This window comes from Rhodovulum kholense (assembly GCF_003053725.1).
Lineage (GTDB): Bacteria > Pseudomonadota > Alphaproteobacteria > Rhodobacterales > Rhodobacteraceae > Rhodovulum > Rhodovulum kholense.
In genome coordinates this window covers 339,293-360,424 of sequence record NZ_QAYC01000001.1, presented here as the reverse complement: position 1 = coordinate 360,424, position 21,132 = coordinate 339,293, and the positions used below count along the sequence as shown (strand labels likewise).

Annotated in this window: 23 protein-coding genes; 14 read left to right on the top strand and 9 right to left on the bottom strand. The window is 68.9% G+C overall.

Annotated elements, in window-relative coordinates:
- From C8N38_RS01685 to C8N38_RS01655, 7 genes are all read left to right on the top strand, one after another.
- On the top strand, positions 1 to 447 hold the full coding sequence (locus tag C8N38_RS01685; protein ID WP_158272280.1) for a tripartite tricarboxylate transporter TctB family protein: 447 nt from the start codon (positions 1 to 3) through the stop codon (positions 445 to 447).
- Complete coding sequence (locus C8N38_RS01680; protein WP_108023275.1) at positions 444 to 1,934, top strand: tripartite tricarboxylate transporter permease; 1,491 nt, start codon at positions 444 to 446, stop codon at positions 1,932 to 1,934. Before C8N38_RS01685 ends, C8N38_RS01680 begins: the two co-directional genes overlap by 4 nt.
- A 158-nt stretch (positions 1,935 to 2,092) precedes the next feature.
- A complete protein-coding gene (locus C8N38_RS01675; protein ID WP_158272279.1) occupies positions 2,093 to 2,518 on the top strand; it encodes a nuclear transport factor 2 family protein in 426 nt (141 codons plus the stop codon).
- A 224-nt stretch (positions 2,519 to 2,742) separates the two neighbouring features.
- Entirely contained in the window at positions 2,743 to 3,216 is a 474-nt protein-coding gene (locus tag C8N38_RS01670) for an SspB family protein (RefSeq protein ID WP_108023271.1), read from the top strand.
- 90 nt (positions 3,217 to 3,306) lie between these two features.
- Complete coding sequence (fumC, locus tag C8N38_RS01665; RefSeq protein WP_108023269.1) at positions 3,307 to 4,701, top strand: class II fumarate hydratase; 1,395 nt, start codon at positions 3,307 to 3,309, stop codon at positions 4,699 to 4,701.
- A 4-nt stretch (positions 4,702 to 4,705) separates the two neighbouring features.
- Positions 4,706 to 4,897: a DUF4169 family protein gene (locus tag C8N38_RS01660; RefSeq protein WP_108023267.1), complete on the top strand. Its 192-nt coding sequence runs from the start codon at positions 4,706 to 4,708 to the stop codon at positions 4,895 to 4,897.
- Positions 4,894 to 5,139: a ribbon-helix-helix domain-containing protein gene (locus C8N38_RS01655; RefSeq protein ID WP_108023265.1), complete on the top strand. Its 246-nt coding sequence runs from the start codon at positions 4,894 to 4,896 to the stop codon at positions 5,137 to 5,139. The genes C8N38_RS01660 and C8N38_RS01655 overlap by 4 nt, the downstream gene beginning before the upstream one ends.
- A 79-nt stretch (positions 5,140 to 5,218) precedes the next feature.
- Here the strand turns inward: C8N38_RS01655 and scpB are convergent, their stop codons facing one another.
- The 6 genes from scpB to C8N38_RS01625 form a co-directional block, all read right to left on the bottom strand.
- Positions 5,219 to 5,866 (bottom strand): SMC-Scp complex subunit ScpB, encoded by a 648-nt coding sequence (gene scpB, locus C8N38_RS01650; RefSeq protein WP_108023263.1) that lies wholly within the window; start codon positions 5,864 to 5,866, stop codon positions 5,219 to 5,221.
- Entirely contained in the window at positions 5,866 to 6,660 is a 795-nt protein-coding gene (locus C8N38_RS01645) for a segregation and condensation protein A (RefSeq protein WP_108023261.1), read from the bottom strand. Before C8N38_RS01645 ends, scpB begins: the two co-directional genes overlap by 1 nt.
- Complete coding sequence (gene nagZ / locus C8N38_RS01640) at positions 6,653 to 7,669, bottom strand: beta-N-acetylhexosaminidase (RefSeq protein WP_245895475.1); 1,017 nt, start codon at positions 7,667 to 7,669, stop codon at positions 6,653 to 6,655. Before nagZ ends, C8N38_RS01645 begins: the two co-directional genes overlap by 8 nt.
- The gene (locus tag C8N38_RS01635; RefSeq protein ID WP_108023257.1) at positions 7,666 to 8,616 is read right to left on the bottom strand and encodes an SPOR domain-containing protein; all 951 of its coding nucleotides are present in this window, start codon (positions 8,614 to 8,616) and stop codon (positions 7,666 to 7,668) included. Before C8N38_RS01635 ends, nagZ begins: the two co-directional genes overlap by 4 nt.
- Positions 8,617 to 8,697: 81 nt before the next feature.
- Complete coding sequence (gene argS / locus C8N38_RS01630) at positions 8,698 to 10,443, bottom strand: arginine--tRNA ligase (protein WP_108023255.1); 1,746 nt, start codon at positions 10,441 to 10,443, stop codon at positions 8,698 to 8,700.
- 50 nt (positions 10,444 to 10,493) lie between these two features.
- On the bottom strand, positions 10,494 to 11,681 hold the full coding sequence (locus tag C8N38_RS01625; protein WP_108023253.1) for a deoxyguanosinetriphosphate triphosphohydrolase: 1,188 nt from the start codon (positions 11,679 to 11,681) through the stop codon (positions 10,494 to 10,496).
- 87 nt (positions 11,682 to 11,768) lie between these two features.
- Here C8N38_RS01625 and C8N38_RS01620 point away from each other — a divergent pair, with 87 nt between their 5' ends.
- The 6 genes from C8N38_RS01620 to C8N38_RS01595 all read left to right on the top strand — a co-directional run bounded on the left by C8N38_RS01620 (position 11,769) and on the right by C8N38_RS01595 (position 16,653).
- Positions 11,769 to 12,092: a HesB/IscA family protein gene (locus C8N38_RS01620; RefSeq protein ID WP_108023698.1), complete on the top strand. Its 324-nt coding sequence runs from the start codon at positions 11,769 to 11,771 to the stop codon at positions 12,090 to 12,092.
- Between the two features lie 153 nt (positions 12,093 to 12,245).
- The gene (locus C8N38_RS01615) at positions 12,246 to 13,265 is read left to right on the top strand and encodes an amidoligase family protein (protein ID WP_108023251.1); all 1,020 of its coding nucleotides are present in this window, start codon (positions 12,246 to 12,248) and stop codon (positions 13,263 to 13,265) included.
- Entirely contained in the window at positions 13,235 to 14,080 is an 846-nt protein-coding gene (locus C8N38_RS01610) for a gamma-glutamyl-gamma-aminobutyrate hydrolase family protein (protein ID WP_108023248.1), read from the top strand. The genes C8N38_RS01615 and C8N38_RS01610 overlap by 31 nt, the downstream gene beginning before the upstream one ends.
- Before the next feature lie 150 nt (positions 14,081 to 14,230).
- Positions 14,231 to 14,686, top strand: a complete 456-nt coding sequence (locus C8N38_RS01605; protein ID WP_108023246.1) for a c-type cytochrome — start codon at positions 14,231 to 14,233, stop codon at positions 14,684 to 14,686.
- A 21-nt stretch (positions 14,687 to 14,707) separates the two neighbouring features.
- Positions 14,708 to 15,319: a cytochrome b/b6 domain-containing protein gene (locus C8N38_RS01600; RefSeq protein WP_108023244.1), complete on the top strand. Its 612-nt coding sequence runs from the start codon at positions 14,708 to 14,710 to the stop codon at positions 15,317 to 15,319.
- 161 nt (positions 15,320 to 15,480) lie between these two features.
- Positions 15,481 to 16,653 carry a BaiN/RdsA family NAD(P)/FAD-dependent oxidoreductase gene (locus C8N38_RS01595; protein WP_108023242.1) on the top strand — a complete coding sequence of 391 codons (1,173 nt, stop codon included), beginning with the start codon at positions 15,481 to 15,483 and terminating at the stop codon, positions 16,651 to 16,653.
- Between the two features lie 226 nt (positions 16,654 to 16,879).
- Here C8N38_RS01595 and C8N38_RS01590 read toward each other — a convergent pair whose 3' ends face one another.
- Entirely contained in the window at positions 16,880 to 17,554 is a 675-nt protein-coding gene (locus tag C8N38_RS01590) for an alpha/beta hydrolase (RefSeq protein ID WP_245895474.1), read from the bottom strand.
- Entirely contained in the window at positions 17,551 to 18,180 is a 630-nt protein-coding gene (locus C8N38_RS01585; protein WP_108023696.1) for a DNA-3-methyladenine glycosylase family protein, read from the bottom strand. The genes C8N38_RS01590 and C8N38_RS01585 overlap by 4 nt, the downstream gene beginning before the upstream one ends.
- Before the next feature lie 115 nt (positions 18,181 to 18,295).
- On the opposite strand from C8N38_RS01585, the gene C8N38_RS01580 reads away from it, so the two are divergent.
- Complete coding sequence (locus C8N38_RS01580) at positions 18,296 to 19,519, top strand: MFS transporter (protein WP_108023238.1); 1,224 nt, start codon at positions 18,296 to 18,298, stop codon at positions 19,517 to 19,519.
- Positions 19,520 to 19,573: 54 nt separating this feature from the next.
- Here the strand turns inward: C8N38_RS01580 and C8N38_RS01575 are convergent, their stop codons facing one another.
- Entirely contained in the window at positions 19,574 to 20,944 is a 1,371-nt protein-coding gene (locus tag C8N38_RS01575) for an aspartate aminotransferase family protein (protein ID WP_108023236.1), read from the bottom strand.
- Positions 20,945 to 21,132: the final 188 nt, after the last annotated feature.

Genomic DNA, 21,132 nt, shown 5'->3' with positions numbered 1-21,132 from the left:
ATGCACAGAGACTGGCCCGATATCCTGGGCGGGCTCGCCCTCGCCGCGATTGGTGCGGCGGCGGCGGGCTGGGCGCTAGCGCAGTATGACATCGGCACCCTGCGCCGGATGGGCCCCGGCTTCTTTCCCGCCATTCTGGGCGGGCTTCTGACCGTGCTTGGCCTCGTCGTGGCCCTGCCCGCGCTGCGCCGCCGGTCGGACGCGCCCGGCATCGAGCCGCTGGCGGCCCTTGCGGTGCTGGCCGCGATCCTCGTGTTCGGGCTCGGGCTTTTCCGGATCGGCCTTGTGGCCGCGACGGCGGCGGCGGTGCTGGTCGCCTCGCTTCCGGCGCCGCGTCCGGGCTGGGGCTGGCGGCTGGCGCTGGCGGCGGCCATCGCGCTGCTGACGGTGGTGGTTTTCGGGCTCGGGCTTCGGATGAGCCTGCCCCTCTGGCCGCGCCTGCCATGACGACCTGGGAGGGGCTGCTTTACGGCATCGGGTTCGCGCTGCAGCCTGCGGTGCTGATCTATTGCGTGCTGGGCGTGGTGCTGGGCACCTTCGTCGGCGTGCTGCCCGGCATCGGCGCGATGGCGGCGATTTCGCTGCTGCTGCCGATCACCTATTACATCACCCCCGAAGCGGCGCTGATCATGCTGGCGGGGGTCTATTACGGCGCGCAATATGGCGGGTCGGTCGCCTCGATCCTGATGCGGCTTCCGGGCACGCCGCAATCGGCGGTGACCTCGCTTGACGGCTATCCGCTGGCCCGGCAGGGCCGGGCGGGGGTCGCGCTGTTCACGGCCATGGCCTCGTCCTTTGCGGGGTCCATGATCGGCATCGCGGTGCTGGTGACGCTTGCGGGGTGGCTGTCGCACGCGGCGACCGCCTTCGGGGCCGCCGATTACGCCGCGATGATGATCCTCGGGCTGGTCGCCGCCTCGACCATCGGGTCGTCCAGCCCGGCCAAGGGCTTTGCCATGGTGGTACTGGGCCTGCTGCTGGGCTGTGTCGGCACCGATGTCAATTCGGGGGTGCAGAGGTTCACATTCGGCCGGACCGAGCTTCTGGACGGCATCAATCTGGTGGCGCTGGCGATGGGTCTTTTCGGCGTGGCCGAGGTGATCGCGAATGTGCGCGATCCCGACCGTCAGGGCGTGACCGAAAGGATCGGCGGCCGCCAGCTTCTGCCCCGCCGCGACGACCTGAAACGGCTGCCGGGGCCGATGCTGCGGGGCAGCGCGCTTGGCAGCTTCTTCGGCGCCCTGCCCGGGACCGGCTCGACGCTGTCGTCCTTTCTGGCCTATGCGCTGGAACGCCGGGTATCGCGCACCCCGGAACGTTTTGGCGAAGGCGCCATCGAGGGCGTCTCGGCGCCCGAGTCGGCCAATAACGCCGCCGCGATCTCGGCCTTCGTGCCGACGCTGACCCTGGGGATACCGGGCGATCCGATCATGGCGCTGATGCTGGGCGCGCTGGTCATTCACGGCGTTCAGCCGGGACCCCTGATGCTGGAGGCCCGGCCCGAGATGTTCTGGGGGCTGGTCGCGAGCTTCGGTATCGGCAACCTGTTGCTGCTGGTGCTGAACCTGCCGCTGATCGGCATCTGGGTGGCGATGCTGCGCATCCCGTTCCGCTGGCTTTACCCCGCGATCCTGATCTTTCTCTGCCTCGGGGTCTATTCGGTGCGGGGCCTCTCGTTCGACATCCTGGCGGTCGCGGCCATCGGGCTTGCGGGCTATCTGCTGGCGCTGGCGCGCTTCAGCCCGGCGCTTTTGTTGCTGGGCTTCGTGCTGGGTCCGCTGATCGAGACCAACCTGCGCCGCGCCCTGCTGATCGGGCGGGGCGATCCGATGGTGTTTCTCGACCGCCCCATCGCGGCGGGATTCGTTCTTGCGACGGTCGGGCTGCTGGCGCTGTCGCTGGTGCAGGTCTGGCGGCGACGGCGCGCCCGCTGAGCCCGACCCGCGCCGCGAAACCGCTCCTTTTCAAACCCTTGCCCGCGCCGCCTGCCGCTTTTAACGGCATGATAAGGTTTCAGGCGCAGAAATCGGGGCACGAGGCCGGGCTGTTGCCCCCCCCCGACCGGCCCGAAGAGCCATCAGAAGGAGGCGACATGGACCGGGCTGCACGTCTGGAACAGTGGTATCGCAGGGTCTATCTCGAAGGCGACCTCGACGCCGTCGACACGCTCTTCACCCCCGATCTTCAGGAACAGGGCCTGCTCCCGGGCCTCGCCGTGACCCCGGGCGATCTCAGCGTCTTCGCCCAGGCGATGATGCATCTGGTCGACGAGCCGTCCTTCCGCCTGGCCAAGGTGATCGAATCGGGCGACTGGCTGTCCGCGCTGATCGAGCTCGAGGCCCGGCGCCCGGGTGACGGGCAGCCGATCAGGCTGATCGGCCAGGTCATGCTGCGCTTTGAGGGAGACAAGGTGGCCGAGGCCTACAACTCTTTGGATTTCCTCGGGCTTTTCCTCCAGCTCGGGCTTTTGCCGAAGGATGCGCTGGAACTGGGCATGACCGGCCAGCGGCTGGTCTGAGGCTGGTCTGGGGCTGGTCTGGGGCTGGGTCTGGGGCCCGCCCCGCCCGGCCGCTGCCCGGCCCGCGCCCGGACGGTCTTCCCCGCACGTCCCGCGGCCCGACAGCCCCGCGCCCGCGCCGCGGCTTTCGGGGGCGCGGGCTCGGGGGCAATTGCATCCGCCCCCTTCCCCTGCCCGTCGAATCCCCTATGCTGGGCGCAACACAACCCAGAGGTATCACCGCGATGTCCGACCGGATCGAGTATGGCAATCTGATGCATGCCGCCATGCGGGGTCTGATCCGCACGGTGCTGTCGGATGTCGCTGCCGACGGACTGCCCGGAGACCACCATTTCTTCATCACCTTCGACACGACCCATCCCGAGGCGCAGATGGCGGACTGGCTGCGCCAGCGCTACCCCACCGAGATTACCGTCGTGCTGCAACACTGGTACGACCATCTCTCGGTCGACGAGGACGGATTCTCGGTCACCCTGAATTTCGGCGACAGCCCCGAGCCGCTGTATATCCCCTTCGATGCGATCCGCACCTTCGTCGACCCCTCGGTCGAGTTCGGGCTGAGGTTCGAGACGCAGGACAGCGACGAGGAGGAGGACGAGGACGACGACGGCCCCGAACAGCCGGGCCCCGACGCCAATGGCGGCAGCGCCGGTCCGGGCGAGGCGCAGGTGGTCAGCCTCGACAAGTTCCGCAAATAGGCCCGCCCGGCCGATCGCGGCAGGTCGGGGGCATTGCTCCGGAGCCCGGCCCGGCCTATTAGCTGGACCGAACTCGACCGGAGGATTGCGATGACCGAAACCCGCACCGAGACCGACAGCTTCGGCCCCCTCGACGTGCCCGCCGACAAGTACTGGGGCGCCCAGACCCAGCGTTCGATCCAGAATTTCCCGATCGGCTGGGAACGCCAGCCGGTCGCGATCATCCGCGCGCTCGGCGTCATCAAGAAGGCCTGCGCACGGGTCAACATGGCCCAGGGCGGGCTGGACCCCCAGCTGGGCGAGGCCATCGTCGCCGCCGCGCAGGAGGTGATCGAGGGCAAGTTCGACGACAACTTCCCGCTGGTCGTCTGGCAGACCGGGTCGGGCACCCAGTCGAACATGAACGCCAACGAGGTGATCTCGAACCGCGCGATCGAGATGCTGGGCGGCGTCAAGGGCTCGAAAGACCCGGTGCACCCGAACGATCACTGCAACATGGGGCAGTCCTCTAACGACACCTTCCCGACCGCGATGCATGTGGCCATCGGCATGATGGCCCGCGACGTGCTGCTGCCAGGGCTGGAAAAGCTGCATGAGGCGCTGACCGCCAAGTCGGACGAATTCGCCTCGATCATCAAGATCGGCCGCACCCATACCCAGGACGCGACGCCGCTGACGCTGGGCCAGGAATTCTCGGGCTATGCCCGCCAGGTCGAAAAGGGCATCGCCCGGATCAAGGCCTGCCTGCCCGACATCTACGAGCTCGCCCAGGGCGGCACCGCCGTCGGCACCGGGCTGAACACCAAGAAGGGCTGGGACACCCGGGTCGCGGCCGAGATCGCCGAGATCACCGGCCTGCCCTTCGTCACCGCCGGGAACAAGTTCGAGGCGCTGGCGGCGCATGACGCCATGGTGATGTTCTCGGGCGCGCTGAAGACGGTGGCGGCGTCGCTGTTCAAGATCGCCAACGACATGCGGCTTCTGGGCTCTGGCCCCCGTTCGGGTCTGGGCGAGCTGATCCTGCCGGAAAACGAGCCCGGGTCCTCGATCATGCCCGGCAAGGTCAACCCGACCCAGGCCGAGGCGCTGACCATGGTCTGCGCCCATGTCATGGGCAATGACGCGGCGGTGGGCTTTGCCGGCAGCCAGGGCCATTTCGAGCTGAACGTCTACAACCCGATGATGTCCTACAACGTGTTGCAGTCGATGCAGTTGCTGGGCGACGCGGCGGGGTCCTTCACCGACAACATGGTGGTGGGCACCAAGGCCAACACCGCGCGGATCGAGAAGCTGATGAAGGAAAGCCTGATGCTGGTGACGGCGCTGGCACCGACCATCGGCTATGACAACGCCACCAAGGTCGCCAAGACCGCGCACAAGAACGGCACGACGCTGCGCGAAGAGGCCATCGCTCTGGGCTTTGTCGATGGCGAGACCTTCGACCGGATCGTCCGGCCCGAAGACATGATCGGTCCGAAGGACTGACCCGATGACGGGCGGCGTCGTCAACCTGCGTCAGGCGCGCAAGGCCCGCGAGCGGGCGGCGAAGAAGGCAGAGGCCGACGAGAACGCCGCCCGGTTCGGCCGGACCAAGGGGCAGAAGGCGCGGGAAGAGGTTGATGCCGCCCGCGCCCGCGCCGCCCTTGACGGCCACAAGCGGACCCCGGACGACGAGGCATGAGCGGGCGGCCGGTCAAGCGGTCGCTGACGCTGAAGGGGCACCGGACCTCGGTGTCGCTGGAGGATGAATTCTGGCGCGCGCTGCGCGAGATCGCGGCCGAACGCGGGATCGCGGTCAATGCGCTGGCCGCCGAGATCGACGAAAGCCGGGGGCTCGACGTAGGGCTGGCCTCGGCGCTGCGCGTACATGTGCTGACCCATTTCCGCCGCGCTCTGGACCGGGATCGGGATCGGGACCGCTAGGGCAGCCGGCGCGGCACGTCTCTGGCGCAAGCAGGCCCGGGGACCGGGCCCGGCCCGGCGCCGGGCGCCGACCTGCGGCTCAGCTTTCGTCCTCGAACATGTCGCCCTGCGCGTCGTCGGTGTCGTCTTCGTCGGTGCCGGGCATCGGGCGGCTGTCCAGAAGGCCCGCGGCGCGCAGATCGCGCAGCCCCGGCAGGTCGCGCGCACTTTCCAGCCCGAAATGGTCGAGGAAGGTTTCGGTCACCACATAGGTCACCGGGCGGCCGGGCGACATCCGGCGGCGGCCGAAGCGGATCCATTCCAGCTCCAGCAGCTGATCGACCGTGCCCCGGCTGACCGAGACGCCCCGGATCTCTTCGATCTCGGCGCGGGTGACGGGCTGATGATAGGCGATGATCGCCAGCGTCTCGATGGCCGCGCGCGACAGCTTGCGCAGCTCGACGGTTTCCTTCTGCATCAGGAAGCCCAGATCCGGCGCGGTGCGAAAGGCCCAGGACTCGCCCACCCGCACCAGATGCACCCCCCGCCCCTCATAGCGGCGGCGCAGCGCCTCGAGCGCCCGGGCGGCGTCGCAGCCATGCGGCATGCGGGCATTCATGTCGGCAACCCGCACCGGCTCGGCCGAGGCAAACAGGATCGCCTCGACCATGCGTTCCTGCTCGCCCAGCGGCGGCGCCTCGAAGAGGCTGCCCTCTTCGTCGTCTTCCGGGCCGTCTGGCTGGGACATCAGTGCGGTTTCCGGCGGATCTGGATCGGCTCGAAGGTGCCCGACTGGCGCAGTTCCAGCTGGCCCTGCTTGACCAGTTCGAGCGAGGCCGCGAAATGCGCGGCGGTGGCCGACCGGCGGCGGGCGGGATCGGCGTGCCAGCCTTCCGGCAGCCAGGTGACAAGGTCCACCCAGTCGCCCGCATAGCCGATCAGCCCCCGCATCCGTTCCAGCGCCTCTTCCATGGTGTAGATCGCGTCCCGGTCCATCACATAGGGCCGGAAGTCGTCCTTGGTGCGGATCCGGGCATAGGCCTGCATCAGATCCAGCAGCGTCGCAGTGTATTGCACCCGCCGCACCCGTTCCACCCCTTCGGGAATGCCGCGCCCGAAGAAGTCGCGCCCCTTCCGGTCGCGCGCCATCAGCCGGGCGGCGACGCCCCGCATCGCCTCGAGCCGTTCCAGCTGGAAGGCCAGGTGGGCGGCCAGATCCTCGGCCGAGGGGCCGTCCTCGGTCGGGTCGGGCGGCAGCAGCAGCCGGGATTTCAGGAAGGCCAGCCAGGCCGCCATCACCAGATAATCGGCGGCGAGTTCGATCCTCAGGCTCTTGGCGGTCTCGACAAAGGCCAGATACTGTTCGGCCAGATGCAGGACGGAAATCTTTCGCAGATCCACCTTCTGCGTCCGGGCCAGCATCAGCAGCATGTCGAGCGGCCCCTCGAAGCCGTCGACATCGACGATCAGCGCCTCGGCGGCCTGCCGCGCGGCGATGGCGTCGGGCGTGTCGGCGGTTTCGCGATCATGGCCCTCAGCCATGGGCGGCCTTCTCCAGAAGTCCGTAAAGCTCGCTCGCGACGGCCGTCACGTCGATCGGCTGGGGCGGGCGGCGGCGGGCCAGCGCGCGGGCTGCGCGGTCGGCGGCGGCGCCCGTCAGCGTGCCGCTGGCTTCGGCCACCTCTTCCATCTCGGCCATGTCGCCATTGCAGTGCAGAACCGCATCGCAGCCCGCCTGGATCGAAGCGCGGGACCGTTCGGCGATGGTGCCACTCAGCGCCTTCATCGACACGTCGTCCGACATCAGGAAGCCGCCGAAGCCGATGCCGCGCCGGATCATCGCGATGGCCTTGGGCGAGATCGTGGCGGGCAGATCGGGGTCGATGGCGTCATAGACCACATGGGCGGTCATTGCCATCGGCATCCCCGCGAGCGCCTGGAAGACGGCGAAATCGGTCACTTCCAGCGCGGTCCAGTTGGCCTTCACCCGCGGCAGGTGCAGATGGCTGTCGGCGGTGGCGCGGCCATGGCCGGGGATATGCTTGATCACGGGCAGCACGCCGCCTTCCAGCAGCCCCTCTGCCGTCGCCTTGGCGCAGGCGATCACCGCTTTGGGCTCGGTCCCGTAACAGCGGTTCTTCAGGATCTCATGGGTTTCGGGCCGGGCGATGTCGGCGACCGGGGCGCAGTCGACGTCGATGCCCAGCATCGACAGCTCGAAGGCGATCAACCGCGCGCGCAGATACATCGACCGCGCCGCATGGGCCGGACCCGCGACAGTGATCTGATCAAGCGCGGGCGCCCAGGGGCGCCAATGGGGCGGGCGCAGGCGCTGCACCCGGCCGCCTTCCTGGTCGATCAGGATCGGCGCCTTGCGGCCCACCGCCTGCCGCAGGTCGCGGGTCAGGCTGCGGACCTGCTCGGGCTCTTCGATATTGCGGGCAAAGAGGATGAACCCGAAGGGCCGGGTCCGGGCAAAGAACGCCCGTTCGGTCGGCGTCAGGACGGGTCCGGAACATCCGGCGATGAAGGCCCCGACGCCGTTGCTCACCGGGCCACCACCGGGATGCAATCCGCCCCCTCGGCCGAGACCGCCGCGCAGAACCGCCGGGCGGCCGCCATGTCGGCAAAGCCCGAGGCGCGCAGCCGGAAGAAGGTCTTGCCGCCGCGGTCGACGGTCTGGATCACCCGGGTCTTGTCGGTGAAGAAGCCCGCGAACCGGCGCTGGCTCGCAAGGCTGTCCCAGACCGCGCGCGCCTCGTCGCCGCTGTCAAAGGCGCCCAGCTGGACCAGGGCGGTCCCGACGGCGACGCTGTCGGCGGCGACCTCGGTCGCGACCGGTGCGGTCATCGCGGCCCGGGCGGCGGCAATGGCGGCACGGGCGGCGAAGTCCTCCTGCGGGCGGATTCTCGGGCGCGGCGACTGGCGCAGCGCCCCCGCGGGCAGCGGCAGCGCGGCCTCGGTGGCGCCCTCGACATCGTCCCCGGCCAGAGCTTCGGGGTCGGCCGCGGCGGACAGGTCGTCGCCCTCGAAGAGCGCGCCGCCATCGGCATCGGGCACCGGCATCGCAGCCCCCCCGACCGCAGCCAGGATCGGCGCGGTCTCGTCCGCTGCGCCATAGGCGGCCGCCTCGGCGGGGGGCGGCGCGATCACCGGGCGGTCGTCGCCCGCCAGATCGACCGGCGCCGGGGCCAGTTGCAGCATGTCGGCCGGAGGCCCGGCCTCGCCCAGGGCCGCGACGCGGTTGACCGCAAGGCCCTGATGTTCGGCCTGGCGCCCGCCCGGATCGTCGGGCGCGATCCGCATCGGCCCTTCGAGGGCGCGGATCACCGGCACCCCGCTGACATCGCGCATGACGACCTGGTAGCCCCAGGTCACAAGCCCCGCCATCAGGGTCAGCGAGACGAGACCGCCGGCCCAGTTCAGCATCGTTTTCGGAGAGGGCGGGACATCATGCCCCCCCGACCCGCGCATTGCGTTGAAATCGATTTCCGCCATTGCCGCCTCGTTTCCAGGCGCGCTTGGCTGCCCGGTTGGTGTTCTTGCCTGTGCCGCTCCGGACGGATTGCGCCTTGTTTTTCAGCGCATTTCCTCGACCGGAGTAACGCCAAGAATACCAAGACCGGCGGAAATGACAACGGCCACGGATCGGGCCAGCGCGATTTTGGCTTGACTTGTGGCCGCGTCGCCCTCCTGCAGGAAGCGCAATTCGGGCAGTTCGTTGCCCCGGTTCCAGAGCGCGTGCAGATCCGAGGCCAGTTCGTACAGATAAAAGGCGACCCGGTGCGGTTCGTTGGTGCGCGCGGCGATCTCGATCAGGCGCGGCCATTCCGCAAGTTTCTTCGCCACCGCGATCTCGGCCTCGTGGTCGAGCTTCGTGAGGTCAGCCGCAGCCAGCGTCGCGTCATCGGCGGCGATGCCCGCCTCGGCGGCCTTGCGCAGCACCGAACACACCCGGGCATGGGCGTATTGCACATAGAAGACCGGGTTGTCCTTGGACTGTTCCAGCACCTTGTCGAAATCGAAATCCAGCGGCGCGTCGTTCTTGCGGGTCAGCATGACGAAGCGGGTCACGTCGCGGCCCACCTGCTCGACCACATCGCGCAGCGTCACATAGGTGCCCGCGCGCTTGGACATCTTGAAGGGCTCGCCGTTCTTCCAGAGCTTGACCAGCTGGATCAGCTTGATGTCGAGCGGCACCCGGCCCCCGGACAGCGCCGCGACGGCGGCCTTCATCCGCTTGACATAGCCGCCATGATCGGCGCCGAAGATGTCGATCAGCTGGTCGAAGCCGCGCTCGACCTTGTCGAAGTGATAGGCGATGTCGGGGGCGAAATAGGTCCAAGACCCGTCCGATTTCATCACCGGACGGTCGACGTCGTCGCCATGGGCGGTCGAGCGGAACAGCGTCTGTTCGCGCGGTTCCCAGTCTTCGGGGGTCTTGCCCTTCGGCGGTTCCAGAACGCCCTCGTAGATCAGGCCCATGCCTTTCAGCCGGTCCAGCGCCGCCTCGATCTTGCCGGTGCCGTAAAGCGCCTTTTCCGACGAGAAGACATCCATCGTGACGCCGAGGGCCGCCAGATCCTCGCGGATCATGTCCATCATCATGTCGGTGGCAAACTCGCGGATCTCGGCCAGCCAGTGCTCTTCGCCCTTGTCGAGAAGGCTCGCCCCGTATTTTTCCTTCAGCGCCGCGCCGACCGGGATCAGGTAGTCGCCCGGATACAGCCCCTCGCGGATCTCGGGTTCCAGCCCGTTGGCCTCGCGGTACCGCTCATAGGCCGAGCGGGCCAGCACGTCGACCTGCGCGCCGCCGTCGTTGATGTAGTATTCGCGGGTCACGTCCCAGCCGGCAAAGTCGAGCAGGCTCGCCAGCGCATCGCCCACCACGGCGCCCCGGACATGGCCCACATGCATCGGGCCGGTGGGGTTGGCCGAGACGAATTCGACATTGACCTTCTGGCGCTGACCGATGTCCGAACGGCCGAAATCGGCCCCCTGCCCCAGCACCGTCGCGACCAGCCCCTGCCAGACCGCGGGCGCAAGCCGCAGGTTCAGGAACCCCGGGCCCGCCACCTCGGCGGTGGCGATGCGCGGATCGGCGGCCAGCCGCGCGGCCAGTTTCTCGGCGATGTCGCGCGGCTTCTGTCCGGCGGGCTTGGCCAGCACCATCGCGGCATTGGTGGCCATGTCGCCATGGGCGGCATCGCGCGGCGGTTCGACCGCGACGTTGGAGGTGTCGAGCCCCGCAGGCAGCTCGCCCGCGGCGGCCATCGCGTCCAGACAGTCGATCACCAGCGCGCGCAGATCGTTGAAGAGGTTCATGGTCGGTCCCTTTCCGGCTGGCGAGCGGTTTATCACGGACGCGCGCGGGGTCAACGGGCCGAGCCGCCCGGGCCGCCCTGCGCCGAAGGGGTGAGGCCGTTCGGGCCGATCAGCCGCGCATGTTCCCCGATCGCGAAACGGTCGGTCATGCCCGCGATGTAATCGGCCACGATCCGGGCAAGCGCGGTCTCGTCGGGCGCGGCGGCCACATCCTCGCGCCATTTGGCGGGCAGGAGCGCCGGATCGCCCAGATAGAGCGGAAAGAGGTCCTGCACGATCTTCGTGACATCGGCCCGCATCTTCACCACCGAGGGCGCGCGGTACATGCGGTGGAACAGGAAGGTGCGGATCTCGCGCAGCGCGGCGAAAAGCGCGGGCGAGAAGCCGATCACCGGACGCCCCAGCGCGCGCACCTCGGCGGCCGAGCCGGGCCGGGCCTCGGCCAGCGTCGCCCGCGCGCCCTCGATCACATCGGTCACCAGCACCCCGAAGAAGCGGCGCAACGCCTCGTGCCGCCGCCGCTTGGGGTCGAGCGCGGGATAGGCCGCGTCGACCTCGGCGAAGCAGTCTTCGAGGATCGGCAGCCCGGCCAGTTCCTCCTCGGTGAACAGCCCCGCCCGCAACCCGTCATGCAGGTCGTGGTTGTTATAGGCCACATCGTCGGCAATGGCCGCGACCTGGGCCTCGGCGCCGGCATGGGTGTAAAGCTCCAGATCGTGGCGCGCGTCGTACTCGGCCAGCGCATAGGGCAGCGGGCGCGGCACCGGCCCGTTATGCTTGGCGATGCCTTCCAGCGTCTCCCAGGTCAGGTTCAGCCCGTCGAAATCGGCGTAATGCCGTTCCAGCCGGGTCACGATCCGGATCGCCTGCGCATTGTGATCGAAGCCGCCATAGGGCGCCATCAGCGCGGCCAGCGCGTCCTCTCCGGTATGGCCGAAGGGGGGGTGGCCCAGATCGTGGGCCAGCGCCACCGCCTCGGCCAGTTCCACGTTCAGCCCCAGCGCGTTCGCCATGGTCCGCGCCACCTGCCCGACCTCGATCGTATGGGTCAGCCGGGTGCGGAAGCTGTCGCCCTCATGGACCACGAAAACCTGGGTCTTGTGCATCAGCCGCCGGAAGGCGGAACAATGGATGATCCGGTCGCGGTCGCGCTGAAAGCAGGACCGGAAGGCGCTTTCCTCCTCGGGGGAAAGCCGGCCGCGGCTTTCGGAAGGTCTGCATGCAAAAGGCGCCAGCATGTCTGCTCCGTCGCTTGTTCCCGTCAGGTGGGGTCATATATTCACTGGGGACCGGAATTGACATGAGGGAATTCGCGCAAGATGGACCTGACGCTTCCGCCCACGGTTACCGAGCGCGCCTATGCGCGCCTGTCCGAAATCGGCGCCGCCAGACAGGGCAAGGCGCTCCGGATCGCCGTCGAGGGGGGCGGCTGTTCGGGTTTCCAATATTCAATCACGCTGGATGCGCCCGCCGAGGACGACCTGGTGCTGGAGGGCGCGGGCGAGAAGGTCGTGGTCGATTCGGTATCGCTGCCCTTCCTGCAGAATGCGACAATCGACTTTACCCGCGAGCTGATCGGCGCCAAGTTCGTGATCGACAATCCGAACGCAACCAGCTCCTGCGGCTGCGGCACCTCGTTCTCGATGTGACCCACCGGGCGCGTCCAGGCTTTGTGTGACACGCCGGGCGCGTCGGGGCTTGATCTGACGCGACCTGCGCGTCGGGGCTTGATCTGACGCGACCTGCGCGTCGGGGGCTCGATCCGGGGTGCCCGGCACGTCGGCCGACACCGAAAGGCAGTTATGGACGGTATTACCCAGCTTTTGCCACGCGACAGGTTCCTGCCGCTCTGCCCGCGCGAGACCCGTGCCGGGCAGATGCGGCGGGCCGGCATCGAGATCGAGTTCGGCGGTCTGACCGAGGCCGAGGCCGCCGAGGTGGTGGCGCGGACGCTGGGCGGCACGGTGCGCGAGATCGCCGCCTTCGATCTGGAGGTCGAGACGCCCGAGCTTGGCGTCGTCTCGATCTGCCTCGATACCGCCTTCCGCGACAAGGCCGGCAGCGCGCTGGCCGATCTGGGACTGCAGCTCGGCCGCGCCGTCGTGCCCGTCGAGGTGGTGACCCCGCCTTTGTCCCCCGACCAGCTGCCCGAGGCGGACCGGCTGCGCGGGGCCTTGCGGGCGGCGGGGGCGCAGGGCAGCCGCGAGGGGATGTTTCTCGGGTTCGGGCTGCATCTGAACCCCGAGATCGCCGGCCCCGAGGCCGCCGATCTGGTGCCCGTCGTGCGCGCCTTCGCGCTGATCGAGGACTGGCTGCGCAAGGCCGACCCGATCGACCCGTCGCGGCGGCTTCTGCCCTTTGTCGACCCCTATCCGCGCAGCTTCGTCGACCGGCTGGCCGCGGCCGGGCGCGGCTGGTCGCGGGACGACTTCGTCGAGGCCTATCTGGCCGAAACGCCCACCCGCAACCGCGGGCTCGACATGCTGCCCTGCCTTGCCCATCTCGCGGGCGACCGGGTGGCCCAGGCGCTTGGCCCCTCCGCCGACGCGGTCGGGGCGCGGCCCACCTTCCATTACCGCCTGCCCGATTGCCGGATCGACGAGCCCGGCTGGCGGCTGGCCTATGAATGGAACCGCTGGGTGATGGTCGAGCGGCTGGCCGCCGACACCGCCGCGCTGGAGGGGCTCGCTGCCGACTGGCTTGACTACCGGGCGGCGCTGACCACCACCCGGTCGGACTGGTTCGACCATCTCGACCGGGTTCTCTGCGGGCTGGAGCTTTGGGACGGCACATGCGGTTCGGACGCCACGACCGGCCGCTGATCGCGGTGACCACCTCGTCCCGCTCGGGATGGCGCGTGTTCCCGCTGGTGGCCTTCAACCTCTGGCTTGCGGGCGGGCGCGGGGTCCGCTGGGGCACCGGGCGCAGTGCCGATATCGACGGGGTCGACGGGCTGATCATCGGCGGGGGCGACGACATCTCGCCCGATCTTTACGGCATGCAGCTGGTGGCCTCGGCCCGGCTCGACCCGGAGCGGGACGCGCTGGAACGGCGTCTGGTCGAGGCCGCCATCGCCCGTGGCAAGCCGGTTCTGGGGATCTGCCGGGGCGCGCAGATGCTGAACGTGGCGCTGGGGGGCACGCTCGATCAGGACGCCTACGGCACCTATACCGCCTCGAAACGGGTCTGGACCATCCTGCCGCGCAAGGCGGTCACGGTGACGCCCGGAACCCGGCTGGCCGAGATCGCAGGCCCCCGCCCGATGCGGGTCAATGCGCTGCATTCCCAGGCCGTGGCGCGGCTCGGCGAACATCTCGAGGTCGCGGCGCGCGACCGGGGCGGCATGATCCAGGCGGTCGAGCGGCGCCGCGATCCCTTTGCCCTGGGGGTCCAGTGGCATCCCGAACATCTGTTCTATGCCCGCCGCCAGCGCGCGATCTTCGCGGCCCTGGTCGCGGCCGCGTCGGCGATGCGCAACGCCCGCGGCCAATGGAAGGCCGTCGACAGGTTTCTGGAACAGGCAAGGCTCGACCGGGCCGGTCCGGGCGGCGATGGGCAGGACGGCGATGGGCAGGGCACCCCCGACCGGGCATCGCGGGACAGGCCTCGCGCGGATAAAGACAACTTGAAGATATAGGTTCTGGGACGGACACCGCAATACCGCATTCGGGCACAGATCCTCTGTGAAAAATGACGTGGTTTTGGCAACGGAAATTCCGCCGGTCCACGTTATAGAGACCGGCGCGCGAACATGAGCCAAACCCGCAACCCAGGACGGAGACCTGCAATGCACAAGATTCTTCTGACCGCTGCTCTGGCCGCGCTGCCGCTGGCGGCCTCGGCTGCCGACGTGAAGGACGACGTCGTCGAGGCCCGCCAAGGCTATTACAGTCTGCTCGGCGCCAACATGGGCACCCTCGTGTCGATGGTCAAAGGCGAGACCGACTATGACGGGGCCAAGGCGCAGACCGCGGCCGACAACATGCTGACCCTCACCCGCTACAATGTCGGCCATCTCTACATGCCCGGCACCTCGAATGCCGACATGCCCGGCCGCACCGATGCGCTGCCGAAGATCTGGGAAGACATGGCCGGCGTTCAGGAAAAAGGCATGGCCTTCGTGAAGGCGGTCGAAAACCTCAACGAGGTTGCCGGTCTCGACAAGGGTGAGCTGGCCAAGGGCGTCCAGCAGGTCGGCGGCACCTGCAAGGGCTGCCACGACACGTACCGCGCCAAGCACTGAGACTGACCTGAGGATCGCACCATGAAGGATACAAGCCCCGCCCCTGGCGACACCGAAACCCTGCAAACCGTCCGGATCTGGGATCCGCTCCTGCGCCTCTTCAAATGGGCCTTGACGATTTCGGTCGTCGCGGCCTGGGGCCTGGGGCATTTCGGCCCCGACCAGATGACCCTGCATTTCTGGTTCGGCTATGCGGTGCTTGGCCTTCTGGCCTTCCGGCTGCTCTGGGGCCTCTGGGGCCCCGAGCATGCCCGGTTCTCTAGCTTCGCCTACGGTCCCTTCTCCATCCTGAAATACGTCTTCGGGATGTTCCGCCGGAAACCCTCCTACTGGCCGGGGCACAACCCGGTGGGCGGGCTCTTCGTCTTCATCCTGCTGGGCGCGCTGCTGCTGCAGGCCGGATCGGGCCTTTTCGTCGACCCCGACGACTACATCAATGTCGGGCCGCTGGCGAAATACGTCGGTTCCGAAACCACCCGAGCCGCGCTGAAATTCCACGTCCAGATGGGCTGGGTGGTGCTGGGTCTCGTGGCGCTGCACGTCGCGGCCATCGCCTTCTATTCCAAGTGGAAGGGCGAAAACCTGGTGACGCCCATGATCACCGGCAAGAAGACCGTCCGCAAGGATCTCTGAACGACAGCTACGCGCCCGGGGCCTCGCCGAGGCCCCGGAGCGGCGCGCTTTCGGCCGCCTCCGGACCGACCGTCCCGCAAGCCCGGCATCCGCCCCAAGGCCGCCCCCTCCCCCTTCATTTCGTCCTTTTCCCCTCCGGCCGGGCGGCTTAGAGCACCGGCATGAATTACGATGCGATCATACTCGGAGCCGGGGCTGCCGGCCTTCTGGCGGCGGCCACCGCCGGACAGGCCGGGGCGCGCGTGCTTCTGCTCGATCACGCCGAGGCGGCCGGGAAGAAGATCCTGATTTCGGGCGGCGGGCGCTGCAATTTCACCAATACCGGCGCGGGCCCCGGGAATTACCTGTCCGAGAACCCGCATTTCGCCAAATCCGCCCTGGCCCGCTATACCCAATGGGATTTCCTCGCGCTGGTCGAGCGTCACAGGATCGCCTGGCACGAAAAGACCCTGGGGCAGCTGTTCTGCGACGGCTCGGCGCGGCAGATCGTGACCATGCTGCTGGACGAATGCGCCCGCGGCGGGGTCGAGATCCGGCTCTCGACCCCGATCGGCGAGATCGTCCATGGCGACGGGATGTTCCGCGTGGCGGGCGCCACGGCGCCGCAGCTGGTGCTGGCCACCGGCGGCCCCTCGATCCCCAAGATGGGTGCGACCGGCATCGCCTATGACATCGCCCGGCGCTTCGGGCTCGGGATCGTGCCGCCAAGACCGGCGCTGGTGCCGCTGACGCTGGGCCCCGACGCGCAGGACCTGACGGGCATTTCGGGGCTGTCCTGTCCCGTGACGGCGCGGGTCGGCACGGCCAGTTTTACCGAGGCTGCGCTTTTCACCCATCGCGGCCTGTCCGGCCCGGCCATCCTGCAGGTCTCGTCCTACTGGACACCCGGCGCGCCGGTGACGCTGACGCTGGTCGAGAACGCGGCCGAGCGTCTGCGCGCGGCACGGCGCAAGGCCCCCCGCGCCCGGCTCCGCGCCGCGCTGAGCGAGATGCTTCCGAACCGGCTGGCCGAGGCGATGGCCGCCCGGATCGGGTTCGGGACCGAGCTTGGAAACACCTCCGATGCCGAGATCGACCGCGCCGCCGCCGCGCTGGGCGGTCTTACGCTCTTCCCGACCGGCACCGAGGGCTATGCCAAGGCCGAGGTGACCGCGGGCGGCATTTCGACCGCCGGGCTGTCCTCGCGCACCATGGAGGCCACGGGAGTTCCCGGGCTTTACGCCATCGGCGAGGCGGTCGATGTCACGGGCTGGCTGGGCGGCTACAATTTCCAGTGGGCCTGGTCCTCGGCCCGGGCCGCAGGCGAGGCCATCGCCGCCCGGGGCCGAAGCTGATCGCGGCGCCGGGCCGGATCGCGGCTCAATCGCAATCGTGGATCTGGAAGAGATCGGCGGTCTCGACCTCGGCCACGAAGGCCGACCAGACACTGGCAGAACCCGCCTTGACCTGGACTGTCCCCGGGCAGTCACTCGGCCTTGGCCAAGGCCCGGTCGCCTTATCGGTCCGGATACCCCGCCGGGCTGCGCCTGCGGTGAGGGACCGGTCTGTGGAACCGGCGGGCTAGTCGAGCCCGTCGATCCCCAGCCGCTCGCGCATGAAGGCCAGCGCGACCGACAGCCCGTCGGGGGCGATGCCGTGGCCCGTGCCCTTCATCACATGGGCATAGACCTCGAAGCCCGCGCCACTGAGCGCGTTGCCGGCCTCGGGCAGGGATTCGACCGGCACCACGTCGTCGGCATCGCCATGGACCAGCAGAACCGGCGGGCGCGAGACGGCTTCGTCCTCCAGCGTCTCGGGCGCCAGCAACCGGCCCGAGAAACCGACCACGCCCGCGACGGGCGCGGGACGGCGCGGGGCGACATGCAGCGCCATCATCGTGCCCTGGGAAAAGCCGAAGAGAATGACGTTCTCGGGCGCGACCCCTTCTTCGGCCAGCACCGCGTCGAGCCAGGCATTGAGGTCATCGACCGCGCGCCGCATCCCCGCTTCGCTTTGTTCCTCGGACGAGCCGTCGATCCAGGGGATCGGGAACCACTGAAAGCCGAAGGGCACGCCTTCGCAACGCTCGGGCGCATCGGGGGCCAGAAAGGCCGTGCCCGGCATGTGCGGCCCCAGCGGCTGCGCGAGCCCCAGCAGATCGGCCCCGTTCGCGCCATAGCCGTGCAGGAAGATCACCAGATGGTCCGCCTTGCCCCTGGCCGCGCCCGCGCGTCCCGATTCCAGAACCCGTGTCACCTGATGCCCTCCCTGTCCTTGGCCACCCGGTAGTAGGCCCAAAGCGCCCGCGCCGCAACGGCCCGCCATGGCGCCCAGGGCTCGGCCAACTGACGCAGGGCGCGTTCGCCGGGGCGGTCGGGCAGCTCGAACAGAAGCCGCGCGGATTCCTGCAGTGCGAGGTCGGCGGGCGCGAAGACATCGGCCCGGCCGAGCGAGAACATCGCGTAGATCTCGGCCGTCCAGCGGCCGATGCCGGGCACCGCGACCAGCGTGGCGATGACCTCTTCGGTTGGTTGCCCGCGCAGCGCGGCGAAGTCGATGCCCGCCCCCGCCAGCGCGCGCGCATAGCGGATCTTCTGGCGCGACAGCCCGCAGGCGCGCAGGTCGTCGTCGCTGGCCCAGAGGATCTTGCGCGGGCCGGTCAGCCGCGCGGTCTTCATCCGGGTCCAGATCGCATCGGCCGCCGCGACCGAGACCTGCTGGCTGACGATGGCCGACAACAGCGCCTCGAACCCGTCCTTGCGGCGGCGCAGCGGCAGCGGCCCGGTCAGCGCCAGCGCATGGCCGAAGCGCGGCTCGACCGCCACCAGATGCGCCGCGCCTTCGGCCACGCAGGCCTCTGTTTCGATGATCCGTCCCACCATGGACCGGACGATAGGCCCGCGCGCCGCGCCCGCCAAGGGCCATCCCGTCCGGGCCCCGGGCCGGACCCGAAATAGCGGCTTCCCCCCCTCGCACCGCCGCGCTAGGTCAGGCGCCATGACATCGGATACCGCCCCCTCCCGCGAAACCGCGCGCGCCCGGCGCAACGTGACCGTCCTGGTGCTGGCTCAGGCGTTTCTGGGGGCGCAGATGTCGATGATCTTCACCATGGGCGGGCTGGCGGGGCAGACGCTTGCGCCCAATCCCTGCTTCGCGACGCTGCCGATTTCGCTGATCGTGCTGGGTTCGATGCTGTCGGCGGGGCCGCTGTCGGGCTTCATGCAGCGCGCCGGGCGGCGGGCTGGGTTTCTTCTGGGCATCGCCGGTGGGGCGGCGGGGGCAGCCATCGCGGCACTGGGGCTGTATCAGGGGTCCTTCGGGCTTTTCCTCGCCGGATCGTTGCTGACCGGGCTTTATATGTCGGCCCAGGGCTTCTACCGCTTCGCCGCCGCCGACACCGCCGAGGGCGCGTTCCAGCCCAAGGCGATTTCCTACGTGCTGGCGGGCGGGCTGGTGGCCGCGATCCTCGGGCCGCAGCTGGTGAAGGTGACGGCCGAGGCGATGGTGATCCCGTTTCTCGGGTCCTATCTGGTCGCCATCGGCATCAACCTGTCGGGCGTCCTGCTGTTTGCCTTTCTCGACATCCCGCGCCCGCCGCCGCGCGATCCGGCGCATCACCGGGGCCGGAGCCGGGCCGACCTGCTGCGCGATCCCGCCATCGCCGTCGCCATCATCTGCGGGATGGTGTCCTATGCGCTGATGAACCTGGTGATGACCTCGACCCCGCTGGCGGTCGTGGGCTGCGGCTTCGACACCGGCACCGCCGCCGACATCGTCACCGCCCATGTGCTGGCGATGTATGTGCCAAGCTTCTTCACCGGCCATCTGATCGCCCGCTTCGGCGCCCGGCCCATCGTGGCGCTGGGGCTTGCGATCCTCGCCGCCGCGGGCGCGGTGGCGCTGACCGGCGTCGAGATCGAGCGGTTTCTGGTGACCCTCATCCTTCTGGGGATCGGCTGGAATTTCGGCTTTATCGGCGCGACCGCGATGCTGGCGCAGTCCCATGGGCCCGAAGAGCGTGGTGCCGTGCAGGGGATGAACGACATCCTCGTCTTCGGCGGCGTCACCCTGGCCTCGCTGGCCTCGGGCGGGCTGATGAACTGCTCGGCCAGCTCGGCGCAAGAGGGCTGGACGGCCGTCAACATGGCCATGGTGCCGTTCCTGGCGCTTGCGGGCGGCGCGCTGATCTGGCTGACCCTGCGCCCGAAGGACCAAGCCTGAACCGGCCCGCGCCCGGCCCCCTTGGCGGGACCGGATGCGGGCATCCAAAGTGGACTAGCCCAGGACCGAGGCGACGGCGCGCGCGGTCACGTCGACCACCCGGTCGGCCTCGTCGCGGGTCAGGCACAGCGGCGGGGCAAAGCCGACGATGTCGCCCTGCGGCATGGCCCGGGCGATCACGCCCTCTTTCAGCATCGCGGCCACCACGGCGCCCGCGACCTTGCCCGGCGGGTCGTAGAAGGTCCGCGAGCCCTTGTCCTCGACCAGCTCGACCGCGCACAGCATGCCCTCGCCGCGAATGTCGCCGACATGGGCGTGCTCGCTCAGCGCCGTCTTCATCGCGGCGACGAAATAGCCGCCGGTTTCGGCCGCGTTCTTCACCAGCCCCAGATCGTCAATGAGCTTGAGGTTGGCGACACCGGCGGCCGCGCCGATGGGATGGGCGGAATAGGTCCAGCCATGGCCGATGGGGCCGAATTCGTCGGTGCCCTGTTCCAGAACCGTCCACATCCGGTCCGACACGATCGACCCCGACAGCGGCGCATAGGCCGAGGTCAGGCCCTTGGCGATGGTGATGAGATCCGGTTTCAGCCCGTATTTCAGCGACCCGAACATCTCGCCCAGACGGCCGAAGCCGGTGACCACCTCATCGACGATCAGCAGGATGTCGTGCTTTTGCAGGATCGGCTGGATCGCATCCCAATAGCCCTTGGGCGGCGGCACGATGCCGCCCGTGCCCAGCACCGGCTCGCCGATGAAGGCCGCGATGGTGTCAGCGCCTTCACGTTCGATCAGCGCCTCGAGCTCGGCCGCGCAATGGGCGACGAAATCGGCCTCGGTCATGTCCAGATCGGGGCGGCGGTAGTAATAGGGCGCCTCGGTATGCAGGATCGGCGCCAGCGGCAGATCGAACTTGTTGTGGAACCCCGCAAGCCCGGTCAGCGAGCCCGTCATCAGCCCCGAGCCGTGATAGCCGCGCCAGCGGCTGATGATCTTCTTCTTTTCGGACCGGCCGCGCACGTTGTTGTAATACCAGACAAGCTTGATGTTGGTCTCGTTCGCGTCCGATCCGCCCAGCCCGAAATAGACCTTGGACATGTGATCGGGCGCGCGGTCCATGACCATCTTGGCCAGCGTGATCGAGGCCTCGGTGCCATGCCCCACATAGGCGTGGTAGTAGGACAGCTGGCGCGCCTGTTCGGCGATGGCCTCGGCGATCTCGGTTCGCCCGTAGCCCACATTCACGCAGTAAAGCCCCGCGAAGGCGTCCAGGAGCCGGGTGCCGTCGCGATCCTCGATGAAGACGCCCTGCCCGCCCGCGATCACCCGTTCCGGGGCCTCGCCGCGCGCGAACTGCGCCAGATGGGTGGAGGGATGGAAAAAGCTCTCCCGGTCCCACTGTTCCAGCATGTCGTTCTTCAGCATACGCGGTGTCCTTTCTTCCGGCACCGGCGCCGCCGAAGCGGCCGGCCGATGCGTTTCGGTCCGGGGCATGCGCGGCCCCACTCGCCCCATACCTAGCCCATGCGGGACCGGGTCTCTACCCCGCCGCCCGGAAAGGGGGCAGAACGCGCCGTCGGTCAGGTGTTGTCGGGGGTCGCCAAGGCTCGGCC